This window comes from Deltaproteobacteria bacterium, from assembly GCA_029860075.1.
GTDB lineage: Bacteria > Desulfobacterota > JADFVX01 > JADFVX01 > JADFVX01 > JAOUBX01.
This window is the reverse complement of sequence record JAOUBX010000007.1, coordinates 51,249-62,860: the sequence shown is the minus strand read 5'-3', so window position 1 is coordinate 62,860 and position 11,612 is coordinate 51,249. Positions and strand designations below refer to the sequence as shown.

The following is an 11,612-nucleotide window of genomic DNA, read 5'->3' as shown; positions in this document are numbered from 1 at the left end:
ATGCGTCAATAAACAATGAGGCTATGCCTCTGCCGTCTCTTCCCTGCTCAGGCCATAATGATTGAGAATCTGCTCTTCCAGCTTCAATGCCGCCTCAGGATTGTCTCTGAAGTAGGACTTGGCATTTTCTCTCCCCTGTCCAATACGTTCACTGCCGAAAGAGTACCAGGCACCGCTCTTTTCAACAGCCCCGATTTCAGCGCCGATATCGACAAGTTCACCCTCTTTCGATATGCCTTCACCATACATTATATCAAAGATAACTTCCTTAAAGGGAGGAGCTACCTTGTTTTTGACAACCTTCACCTTGGTCTGGCTGCCGATATTATCCTGCCCCTGCTTGATGGCGCCCGCCTTCCTGATATCAAGCCTGATGGAGGAATAGAATTTGAGGGCATTACCGCCTGTCGTCGTTTCGGGATTGCCGAACATAACGCCGATCTTCATCCTGATCTGGTTAATAAAGATAAGGACCGTTCCTGACTTGCTGATGGTGGCCGTCAGTTTTCTGAGCGCCTGCGACATGAGCCTGGCCTGAAGTCCCATGTGTGAATCTCCCATTTCACCCTCAATCTCCGCCCGTGGCACAAGGGCCGCCACCGAATCGACAACGAGCACATCGACAGCGCCGCTCCGTACGAGCATTTCAGCGATTTCAAGGGCCTGCTCCCCCGTATCAGGCTGGGAAATGAGCAGGTCTTCCGCCTTAACACCAAGCCTTTTTGCATAAGAAATATCGAGAGCATGTTCGGCATCGACAAAGGCCACAATGCCACCTTTTTTCTGGGCCTCTGCCGCAATATGCAGGGCCAGTGTCGTTTTCCCTGAAGATTCAGGTCCGTAAATTTCTATGACCCTTCCTGTCGGCACCCCGCCCACGCCAAGGGCTACGTCAAGCCCGATGGAACCCGTAGAAATGGTCTGGATATCGTTATATAAAGATTCCCCACCCATTCTCATAATGGAACCTTTACCAAACTGTCTCTCTATCTGACCGAGGGCCAGTTCTATCGCTTTTTCCCTGTTTGCATCAGCACACATTTTTATCCTCCTCTTACTCTCCCCCCTTGAGGGGAAAAGATTTTATTTTTGTATAGTGAGCGCCCTCAGGCCTTAATTCACTCCTGTAAAGATGAACTGCATCAATTCTGAAAGGTTCAAAAGCAAAGGAGCCCATTCCTTCCAAAGCCTTGTCAAGGCCCGCCGCCTTCTTAAAATCCTTCACCCGCCCCAGCGTCAGGTGGGGCGAAAAGGGCCGCTTCTCTTTCTCAAAACCGGCCATAAAACAGCCGGCTTCCACGTCCCGCCAGAGACTATGGAGCGCGTCAAGGTCCCCTTCCACACCGAGCCAGATTACCCTTGGTCGGTCAAGCCGGGGAAATGCGCCTACCCGGGAAGGTGAAAGATGAAAAAAGCTATGGCTTTCACGTAAAGCGCCTAGCGCAGCACAGAGGGCCTCCACTTTTTCCTCATTTATATTCCCCAAAAACTTGAGCGTAAGATGAATAGACTCGGTCTTTAACCATCTTACACCTGCTGATCTTTGCTTCAACCCTTCCTGAAGTCTTTTTATGCCCAGAAGGTTCGAGGGTGAAAGATCGAGGGCAATAAAACTCCTGATCTCATCTTCTTCCTTCCTTTTCATAGGCAAGACCTGCTATCGCTTTACAAGTTCTCTTCTCAAAAAATCGAGGGCCGCCTGGGAAGTCAGTTTTTTAATTTCTTCCCTGCTTCCCTCAAAATTATACTTTTCGAAACAACTCCCCTCTTCCCATGCAAAAGCAATAAAAACGGTCCCTACCGGTTTTTTCCTGTTTCCGCCCCGTGGCCCGGCAAGACCTGTGACGGCAAGCCCGAAGGTCGCCCTGCCGAGCCGGCGCACTCCCTGCGCCATGAGAAGGGCAACTTCCGAACTGACGGCGCCCTTCTTTTCAATAAGGGAAGGCTGAAGACCGAGAAGTTTGGTTTTTGCCTCATTTGAATAAGCAATAACACCCATCTCGAAATAGTCGGAACTGCCCGATACGTTGGTAATGCGGTTCCCGATTCCTCCACCGGTACAGGACTCTGCCGTCGCGAGGCTCGCCCTTTTAAGCCTGAGCAGGTTTCCCACCGTCTCTTCCATCGTTCCGCCTTCTTCTGCAAAGATCCAGTCACCGAGCGATTCTCTCACGATGGACGTCAGCTTCTCCAGCCTCTTCTCTCCCTTTGCCCCTGTGGCAGAAAGGCTGACGGCCGTCTCTTCAAGAGCATGGCTATAAGTGATCTCCACACCCTCAACAGGCGGTATTGCCTGGGCAAGGAGCGCCTTCATTCTCTCTTCTTTAAGGCCGAAAGTATGAAAGAGGCGGTTAAAGGCAAGCCCCTTACCGGGAGCCTCTTCAGCTAAAAGAGGAAAGAGACTTTCCGATGAAATAGCCTGAATATAACCGGACCTGCCGGGAATAAAAAAAAGTTTTTTCCTGCCCTCTTTCAGCATAAATCCACAAACAGGGCCTACCGGATTTTTCAGTACCTGCGCTTTTTGCGGAATAAGGGCAAGCCTTTCATCGGAAGGAGACATCTCTCTCCCTCTTGATTCAAGTGCCGACCTCATATGCCCCAGAATATCGTTGGAAACGACCAGCCTCCTTCCCGTCACCCTGGCGGCAGCCCTGGAGGCAATGTCGCCAGACTCCTTCCCAATACCTCCCACAACAATAAGAACATCGGCATCAGGAGTTTCAAGGCCCTTTGACAGCAATTCTTCCAGGGCCTTTTCATCATCCCCGATGAGAGAGAACCTTTCTACCCTGAACCCTGCCTTGACCAGCCCCGATGCAACATATTTCCTGGCCGCATCACCGAGATGGTTTAAAACAAGGTTATTTCCCACAACGATAACCTCAGCTGAAGGCGCCACCTTTCGCTTGTCTACCACGGGAGAGCACCCACATAGATAAGCAACCAAAGGGAGAGGTTGGCGTAAACACCGGCAACGATATCATCCATAACAACACCCACACCACCGCCGATCTTTTCCATGGACCCGGCGGGGTAAATTTTACTGATATCAAAGAACCGGAAAAGAAAAAAACCGGCAACCACATACTGCCACCCCGCAGGGACCATAAACATGGTCACAAGATAACCGGCAATTTCATCAATAACGATCATGCCGCTGTCTTTTGCTCCGAAAATCTTCTCGGCACGGCCCGAGGCCCAGAATGACAGAGGAAGAAGTATTGCGAAAAGGAGCAGGTAAAGGATGTGACCGGGCATGGCAAAGAGGAGGTAAACAGGAATGGCGGCAACCGTCCCTGCCGTCCCGGGGGCAAAGGGAAAGTAACCGCTATACCCTCCCGTTGCAATAAAAAGAACAACATGATCGGAGAATGTTTTCTCTTTGATTTGCCTAGTACTCATTCAAGGTGATAAATTAGAGTTCAGTTGGCCAATGCTGCGTTGCAGTCCTTGAAAAGGGCAAACCATTCTCATCGGACCGCGCCTTGCCTTGACTGACTTGTGAAGCTCTGAGCCCCAATTTATCACCTTGAAGGAGTACTAACCTCCACCGAAATAGTAGTAATAAATCCCCTTACTGTCAAGAAGATTCTAGCCCCCGAACACCCTCGCATCAGGCAAAAAAGCCGGTCTCTTACGGTATTGACAAAAGGGAGAACAAGGTTATAATTTACCCTCCATAAAAATGGGTAATAAGGAAGGGAGTCAAACAATGAAAATTGCAGTGGCAGGCCCCGGCGGTGTAGGCGCTTACTATGGAGGTCTGCTTGCCCGTGGAGGTATGGATGTTACCTTTCTCGGCAGGGGAAAACACCTGGAAGCTTTAAAAACAGAGGGTCTCAGGGTAAAAAGCTATAAGGGTGATTTTCATATTAACGTCAAGGCGGGCGACAATCCTTCCGAAACAGGAATTTGTGACCTTATCCTTTTCTGTGTCAAGTCCTTCGACACAAAGGAGGTGGCTCAGTTCATTGCACCCATGGTTGGAACTGAAACAATAATTATTTCCCTCCAAAACGGTGTAGATAATGAAGAGCAGCTGGGACAAATTCTGGGCATGGAAAAGGTGATGGCAGGCGTTGCCTTCATAGGCTCCCGCATGGAAGAGCCTGGACTCATCGTTCACAGCGCTGCCGGGAGCATAACCTTCGGCGAAATCGAGGGCGGCCTCTCTGAAAGAGGAGAAAAGGTCTGCCGGACATTCCAGTCCTGCGGCATAGAGGCAAGACTTTCAGAGGACATCAAAAAGGTAATGTGGCAGAAAATGGTATGGAACTGCGGTTTTAATGCCATTACCGCCCTGACGGGATGCGCCGTCAGTAATATACTGTCAGACAAGTCGACAAGAGAGGTTGTCCAAAAAGCGATGGAAGAAGTTGTTGACCTGGCACAGGGCCTCGGCATTGCCGTTTCCCGTGACCTTCCCCAAAAAACAATTGCCCACACGGAAAAACAGGGTGAGATAAAGACTTCCATGCTCATGGACATGGAAAAGGGCCGGCGAATGGAGATAGAAGCGTTAAATGGCGCAGTATCAAAAAGGGGAAAAGAACTCAAAAGAGAAACACCGGTAAACGACACCCTCTACAGCATGGTCAGGGCCATAAACAAAAAGAGAGGTTTTTAAGCCCGGAAACAGCAAGGGGGCATATATTTATAGTGTAATTCATCGGTTTCACGGCCTTTCCCGATTAAAATCCCTCTTTAACAGAGATTAAGCTTCCCGATTCACCTTACCCTTTCAGGTCTGCCAAATCTTCGTTATAAATGATGTCGGCATTTTTCCTCGCCTCATCGAGCCAGCGCCTGAATACCTCGTCTCTTCTCTGCTCAAGAAGTCTGGAACGAAAGCTCTCTCTCTCTTTTTCATATTCCGCGGGATCAGCATCCTTCTTCTCTTTAAGGCCCACAACAAAAATATTGTTTCCAACGTTGTAGGTTTTTTCAGAAATGGACTTTTCACTGCTCAACTGAAACACATCCACTACTATTTCCTGCGACACGCCAATTCCCGGGATGGAATGGGCTACCCTGCTGAAATGATCTGTCGATTCCAGTTTCAGACCGTTATTTGAAGCGGTCTTTTTAAGGTCTAACCCTTTTTTGATCCCTTCCAGGAGCTTTTCTCCCAGGGCAGCGGCCACCTCTCTTGCCTTTTTCTCTTTTACCGCCGCCGTGACGGCGGCTTTTACTTCCTCGAGCCTGGGCTCTCTCGGCGCTTCTTTATTTATAAGGGTAAGAATGTAAAACTTCCCCTCAGCCTCTCTGGGTCTGCTCACCCATCCCGGCGCTTCCGCATTGGCCGACAAGACAACCTCTCTAAGAGGATCAAATTGTGCGGGAATATTATCCAGATTAAAGAAACCGGTTGTCTTGAAAGGAATCTTTTCTTCCTTGACCAGTTCTTCCAGGTTTTTCCCTCTCAGGGCTTCATAATAAATATCTTCGGCCATGCTCTCGGCAAGCTCCCTCGATATTTCTGATTCAAGCACCTTCCTGATCTTCCCCTTAACCTCGGCAAGAGGAGTAACCTTCTCCTCCTTAATATCGGTTACCTTTATAATATGATAACCATAGACACTTTCCACAACCTCACTAACAGCGCCCTTCTCCAGGGCATAAGCGGCCTCTTCAAAGTCCTTAACCATATCCCCGGGACCAAAGAAACCCAGATCGCCGCCTTTGCCGGCAGATAAGGGATCTTCCGAATGCTCCGCAGCCAGCGCCGCAAAATCTTCCCCGCCTTTAATCCCTTCAAGCAACTCCCCGGCTTTCGCTTTCGCCTCTTCACGGTTGTCATTGAACTTAAGCAGAATATGGCTCGCCCGAACTTCTCCCGGAATAGTAAAATCATCGATATAGCTGTTATAATAGTCCTCATATTCTTCGGGAGTAAGCTTGATCTTCTTGACAAAATCTTCGGGCTTGAAAAGGGCATAGCCCATTTTTACCCTTTCAGGGATAGTAAATTCGCCCATATTGGCGGCAAAGTATTCCTGCACCTCGGCAGATGAAGGCTTAACCCGGCCCTTGAATTTATCCGGAGAAACCTTGATGTAATCCAGGCTGACCGTCTCTTTTTGCTCCACAAACGAAGCTAGCACCTCATCATCGGTAACTGCAGCGCTGTTCTTTATGGCGCTTTCCGCTTTCCACATGAGGATCAGTCGTCTCTGCTCTTCCTCAAAATCAGCAGGTTTGAGCCGGTTATTCTTGAGCACCAGGCGGTAAGTTGCCTTATCAAAGCGGCCATCCTTCTGAAAAGCGGGGTATGAGTCTATCCTGCCCTGAATTTCGTTATCCTCAGCGCGAAGGCTCAGCCTTTTTGCCTCCTTCCGGAGGAGGATGTTGTTAATAAGCGAGTCCATTGCCTGCTTTTTGAGATTAAAGGCCTCGATCATCTCCTCCTTAAAGTTTTCCTTCATATTCTCCTTTAAAGAGTTGAGCATGTTATCAAAGGTCCGCTGGTATTCCGACATGCTGATTTCTTCACCATCCACCCTGGCTGCAATGAAGCTGTCCCTGCTCTGGTAAGTACCAATCCCCCAGACAACAAAGCTTAATATGAGCCCCACATAGATTAGTTTGATAAAAATTGAACGTGAATGTCTGCGCATTAAACCTAACATGAAATACCACTCCTTTATACTTATCGTTATTATCCCGGAATGAAGCGATTGCGCCGGAAACCATGATCCAACCGCCCTTTCCGGGATTATATTTTTTCAGAAAAAATTACCGCCCATAGTAAAACAGGGAGGGGTTAAAAAACAAGTATTATTTCTACGGTGGAACTGTTTTCTCTTGATCTTGGATATTTTATCTGATAGCATTTCCGATTTAAATCCGCTCTGTTTGAAAGGAGAAAGAAATGTTGATTAATAAATTCCTGGGACTGTTCTCCAGGGATCTTGCCATCGATTTGGGAACAGCAAACACACTTATATACGTCAAGGGGAAGGGCATCGTAAGCAGCGAGCCTTCTGTGGTGGCAGTACATAAAGACACACAGGGATTCAAGAAAGTGCTCGCCGTCGGCAATGAAGCGAAAAAAATGCTCGGAAGAACACCGGGAAGCATCGTTGCAATCCGTCCCATGAAAGACGGCGTTATTGCCGACTTTGAAATAACGGAGGCCATGCTCAGGTACTTTATTCAGAAAGTGCACAACAGGAAAACCCTGGTAAGGCCGAGAATCATCATATGCGTGCCTTCAGGAATCACGCAGGTAGAGCAAAGGGCCGTCAGGGAATCTGCCGAATTTGCAGGCGCAAGGGAAGTTTATCTCATAGAAGAACCCATGGCTGCGGCCATCGGGGCGGGCCTTCCCATTACGGAACCTTCGGGCAACATGATCGTAGACATCGGGGGCGGAACAACGGAAGTTGCCGTCATATCCCTCTCCGGCATTGTTTACAGCAAGTCGGTAAGGGTCGGCGGTGACAAGCTGGACGAAGCTATCGTCCAGTATATAAAACGAAAATACAATCTTCTTGTGGGGGAGCAGACGGCAGAACTAATCAAAATGAATATCGGCACCGTTCATCCAAAAAGCGAAACGAAGATACTGGAAATCAAGGGCAGAGACCTCGTTGCGGGAATTCCCAAGACCCTGGAAATCACCTCCGATGAGATCAAGGAAGCCATGAGCGAGCCTACAAACGCTATCGTCGAGGCAGTAAGGATCGCCCTTGAAAGAACACCCCCTGAGCTGGCAGCGGAAATCGTCGACAAGGGGATAGTGCTTGCCGGGGGAGGAGCGCTTCTAAACGGGCTTGACGAGCTTTTAAGAAGGGAAACGGGACTGCCTGTGACCATTGCGGATGATCCCCTCTCCTGTGTTGTCGTCGGTTCGGGGAAAGCGCTTGATGAGTTGTCGCTGCTTAAGGAGATCAGGGTAAACGCTTAAGCCCCTGACTTTTAAATAGACCAATAAAAAAGCCGGGCCATATGGCCCGGCTTTTTGGAAATGGCAACGCTTTAAATGGCTTTTTTCACAAGCTCATCAAGCTGTGACTTGGGAACAGCGCCGACAACCTGGTCGACAACTTCTCCACCCTTGAAGAGTATGAGGGTCGGAATGCCTCTAACACCATATTTACCCGGCGTCTTTGGATTTTCATCCACATTCAGCTTTCCTACCTTTACCTGGCCGCTGTACTCTGTAGCTATCTCTTCAATAATCGGTGCAATCGCCTTGCATGGCCCGCACCAGGTAGCCCAGAAGTCTACAAGAACAGGAACATCGGAGGAGAGAACCTCCGCCTCAAAACCGTCATCAGAAAGGGTAAGGGTATTTTCGCCCATAATTTCCTCCTTGTCTTTTTTGATACTAATCATAGTTTAGGGACTTATAAAATGCAAGTTATTTTACTGCGGAAAACCTGATTTACTATTGAATGTTTCGCAACCAAGAAAACAGCAAAACCTGAAAAAGGGAGATAATAATGGAAGGCAAGGTTTTAGCAATATTTGAAGAGAGCGCCGAACTGAAGAAAAGTTTTGCAGAAAAGAATGTCAATGCAATTGTTGATATGGCCGTCTCCATTGCGCATGCATTCAAAAACGGCAACAAGCTGCTCCTTTTCGGCAATGGAGGAAGTGCGGCAGACGCCCAGCACCTGGCTGCCGAATTCGTCAACCGGTTCCGCATAGAAAGGCCACCACTGCCGGCCATTGCCCTGACGACAGACAGTTCTATTATTACAAGCATCGGTAATGATTACGATTTTTCAGAAATCTTTTCCAAGCAGGTAAAGGCTCTGGCAGGAAAGGGAGACATAGCCATTGGAATAAGCACGAGCGGCAATTCACCAAACGTGCTCAAGGGCCTGGAAGCAGCCCGCGCCACAGGAGTGAAAACCGTCGCTTTTACAGGCAAGAATGGCGGCAAGATAGCCGAAGCTGTCGACGTTCTCCTTAATGTGGAATCGGAAGCAACGGCAAGAATACAGGAGGTCCACATTACCATAGGCCACGCCATCTGCGATCTGGTAGACCAGATTATTTTCGGGGTAAAATAATGATGAAAGATTTTAAGCCAATTGAACTGGATAAGGTAAAAACCTATTCCATAAAAGGGAGAAAAAGCAAGGTATCCGTTGACGACCTGGGCCATCCTGTAAAAAGTGGAAATTCCTTTGCCGCTTTCCTGGAAGGATTACCTCAAATTCTTGCAGCAGGAGACCTGAAGGAAATTGCCGCAAAAACGGCCTGGGCCCACAGGGAAGAAAAAGTGATTGCCCTCGCTATGGGCGCCCATGTCATCAAGGTTGGCCTCGGTCCAATGATTATTGATTTCATGGAGAAAGGCATTATCAATTCCATTGCCATGAACGGCGCCGGCATTGTCCACGACTTCGAACTGGCCTATACGGGACAAACTTCTGAAGACGTAGCCGCTGAAATAGACGGCGGCACTTTCGGCATGGCCGAGGAGACAGGCAGAATGCTGAATGTTGCCATCAAGGAAGGTGTAAAGAAGGGCATCGGCATCGGCCAAAGCGTGGGCGAGATGATCAACAGGGAAAAGCTCCCTCATGCCGGCAAGAGTATCCTTGCCGCCGGAGCACGACTGAACGTGCCTGTCACCATCCACGTGGCCGTAGGAACAGATATCATCCACATGCACCCCCATGCCGACGGCGCAGCGATAGGCCAAGGGAGCTACACCGATTTCAGGCTTTTTTCGTCAGTCATTTCCAGGCTCGACGGCGGCATTTATCTTAACGTAGGCTCAGCCGTCCTCCTGCCGGAAGTCTTTTTAAAGGCCCTTACACTGGTCAGAAACCTGGGGCACGAGGTGAAAAACTTCTCTACCGTTAACATGGACTTTATGCAGCACTACCGGCCCCTCACCAATGTGGTAAAGCGCCCCACACAGGACGGTGGAAAGGGTTATGCTCTCACGGGGCATCATGAGATTATGTTGCCGCTGCTCTTTTCGGCAGTGATGGAGGAGTTGGGGAAAGAGTAAAAAAAATAATTAGACACTGATTGTTTATAATCTGTCATTCCCGGCCAGATCGGGAATCCAGAAGGAATTAAGTCAAGTTCTGCATCAATCTTTATCCACCAAGGGCACGAAGGTTTCACGAAGAAAGAAATTTAGCTTTTTTATCCTGTAAATCCCGTTGATCCCATCTAAAAACAGTCTTTTAATTTTTTTCTTTTGACAGGATTTACAGGATCTACCGGATTTTTAAAACCCTTAAAACTTTTTTCCGACACTGATATTCACTGATCAAAATATGATTGTAAATATGTAAGAACTTGTCTTTTTTAAATAATCATAATAAATCTGTGTCCGATTATTTCTTTTGCTCTTATCCTGTCAATCCTGTTAATCCCGTCTAAGAATAAATCTTTTTCTTTTGACTGGATCAACCGGATTTTAATTCAAATAAAAAGGATGAGCACTGCTCACCCTTTTAACGATTACTTGACAAACCCAATTAATTTCCTATAGGCATCCAATAAATACTTGCAACAACTGAGTTTTCAGAGACTATTTTATAATAATCTCCTTTTTTAATCGGCACCATAAAGGGCACATAGTTCCAAATAGGAATTGATGTGGTTTCCTTACCTGCTCTAATTATTAAACTAGTCGGATCAGGATTTGAATCGGTGTATATAAGAAGATTATTAGCTATCGTTCCCATACTTATAACGTATCCATGCAAAAAACCGTCAGTCTCAGCCAAGTATGTTCCAAGTGTTTTCTCTATTCTATTACCAAACAATTGTGAGGTAATACTCGATACTGCTTTACAGTTATTCCCATTTTCATCACAAATTGTAGGCGTTTTTACAGCACCGGTTACTGTCAGATCAGCTGCATACAATCCGGTACCAATGAGCAACAATACAATACCTAAAATACCAGTTTTTATTTTTATATATTTTTTCACTTTTTACCTCTTTCTGCTAAAACCAAAGATTTTCATGAAAACAGTTAATCATTTCACTCGCATTATCCATACAACCGACATATTAACCGGTCGGGATGCATAAGTAGTAACCAAATCACCAGTTCCCCAACTTGTACCCTGCCAATTGGCATCAATCCAACCTGTTGTTAGCGTTTTGTCATTTCCTGGAGGGCCGAAAGGTGTCTCAACTTTGGGAGTATAAGTCATTCTGTATGAACCTGATGGATGCCCGAAAACATTTACATGGGAAGTAGCAGTCTGAACTGTACCGGAAGTTTCCCCCCCCCTTAAAAAAGCACCATTGGTATATCCATTGAGCGAGTCACTCTGGTTGGTTAGATTCAGATTGGGAATTGTTTGACCGTTATAAGGCGAAGCTGCATCATCAAGTACCTGTCCATTACATTCCACCCAGCCATCGGGCAGCACCGGTGTATTTTCAAAGGATTTATGCCAGGCGGTGACTGATCCTATAGGTACAACACCAAAACCGGAAATAGTGCCTTTAACATCCAACCTGGCTTGTGGAGTGGTTGTTCCTACACCAATATTACCATTTTCAACAATCAGGTTCCCCGTTAAAAAAAGATCACCAGCGGCATAAACCGAGACACCAATTAACAATATACAACCGAATAAACCCAATATTGTTTTTTTCATTTTTACCTCTCTTTT

Annotated in this window: 12 protein-coding genes; 4 read left to right on the top strand and 8 right to left on the bottom strand. The window is 47.4% G+C overall.

Translation table 11 applies throughout. The features are described from left to right. Positions 1 to 21: 21 nt before the first annotated feature. Genes recA through OEV42_03750 form a run of 4 tightly spaced genes read right to left on the bottom strand, consistent with a single transcriptional unit; the run spans position 22 to position 3,405 of the window. Entirely contained in the window at positions 22 to 1,041 is a 1,020-nt protein-coding gene (recA, locus tag OEV42_03765) for a recombinase RecA (GenBank protein MDH3973377.1), read from the bottom strand. Between the two features lie 13 nt (positions 1,042 to 1,054). Next, positions 1,055 to 1,645 (bottom strand): RNA 2',3'-cyclic phosphodiesterase, encoded by a 591-nt coding sequence (thpR, locus tag OEV42_03760; protein ID MDH3973376.1) that lies wholly within the window; start codon positions 1,643 to 1,645, stop codon positions 1,055 to 1,057. Between the two features lie 12 nt (positions 1,646 to 1,657). After that, complete coding sequence (locus tag OEV42_03755; GenBank protein MDH3973375.1) at positions 1,658 to 2,920, bottom strand: nicotinamide-nucleotide amidohydrolase family protein; 1,263 nt, start codon at positions 2,918 to 2,920, stop codon at positions 1,658 to 1,660. After that, positions 2,914 to 3,405: a phosphatidylglycerophosphatase A gene (locus OEV42_03750; protein ID MDH3973374.1), complete on the bottom strand. Its 492-nt coding sequence runs from the start codon at positions 3,403 to 3,405 to the stop codon at positions 2,914 to 2,916. Before OEV42_03750 ends, OEV42_03755 begins: the two co-directional genes overlap by 7 nt. A gap of 310 nt (positions 3,406 to 3,715) precedes the next feature. Here OEV42_03750 and OEV42_03745 point away from each other — a divergent pair, with 310 nt between their 5' ends. Continuing rightward, the gene (locus OEV42_03745; protein ID MDH3973373.1) at positions 3,716 to 4,630 is read left to right on the top strand and encodes a ketopantoate reductase family protein; all 915 of its coding nucleotides are present in this window, start codon (positions 3,716 to 3,718) and stop codon (positions 4,628 to 4,630) included. 106 nt (positions 4,631 to 4,736) lie between these two features. Here the strand turns inward: OEV42_03745 and OEV42_03740 are convergent, their stop codons facing one another. After that, a complete protein-coding gene (locus OEV42_03740) occupies positions 4,737 to 6,632 on the bottom strand; it encodes a SurA N-terminal domain-containing protein (GenBank protein MDH3973372.1) in 1,896 nt (631 codons plus the stop codon). A 245-nt stretch (positions 6,633 to 6,877) separates the two neighbouring features. Between OEV42_03740 and OEV42_03735 the strand changes: the two genes are divergently transcribed. After that, on the top strand, positions 6,878 to 7,912 hold the full coding sequence (locus OEV42_03735) for a rod shape-determining protein (GenBank protein ID MDH3973371.1): 1,035 nt from the start codon (positions 6,878 to 6,880) through the stop codon (positions 7,910 to 7,912). Positions 7,913 to 7,983: 71 nt separating this feature from the next. Here the strand turns inward: OEV42_03735 and trxA are convergent, their stop codons facing one another. Continuing rightward, positions 7,984 to 8,310 (bottom strand): thioredoxin, encoded by a 327-nt coding sequence (gene trxA / locus OEV42_03730; protein ID MDH3973370.1) that lies wholly within the window; start codon positions 8,308 to 8,310, stop codon positions 7,984 to 7,986. Positions 8,311 to 8,450: 140 nt separating this feature from the next. On the opposite strand from trxA, the gene OEV42_03725 reads away from it, so the two are divergent. Further along, positions 8,451 to 9,026, top strand: coding sequence for a D-sedoheptulose 7-phosphate isomerase (locus tag OEV42_03725; protein MDH3973369.1), 576 nt, complete (start codon positions 8,451 to 8,453; stop codon positions 9,024 to 9,026). A 2-nt stretch (positions 9,027 to 9,028) separates the two neighbouring features. Then, positions 9,029 to 9,979, top strand: coding sequence for a hypothetical protein (locus tag OEV42_03720; GenBank protein MDH3973368.1), 951 nt, complete (start codon positions 9,029 to 9,031; stop codon positions 9,977 to 9,979). A 478-nt stretch (positions 9,980 to 10,457) separates the two neighbouring features. Here OEV42_03720 and OEV42_03715 read toward each other — a convergent pair whose 3' ends face one another. Continuing rightward, positions 10,458 to 10,916 (bottom strand): hypothetical protein, encoded by a 459-nt coding sequence (locus OEV42_03715; GenBank protein MDH3973367.1) that lies wholly within the window; start codon positions 10,914 to 10,916, stop codon positions 10,458 to 10,460. 48 nt (positions 10,917 to 10,964) lie between these two features. Beyond that, positions 10,965 to 11,597, bottom strand: coding sequence for a hypothetical protein (locus OEV42_03710; protein MDH3973366.1), 633 nt, complete (start codon positions 11,595 to 11,597; stop codon positions 10,965 to 10,967). Between the last annotated feature and the right edge of the window lie 15 nt (positions 11,598 to 11,612).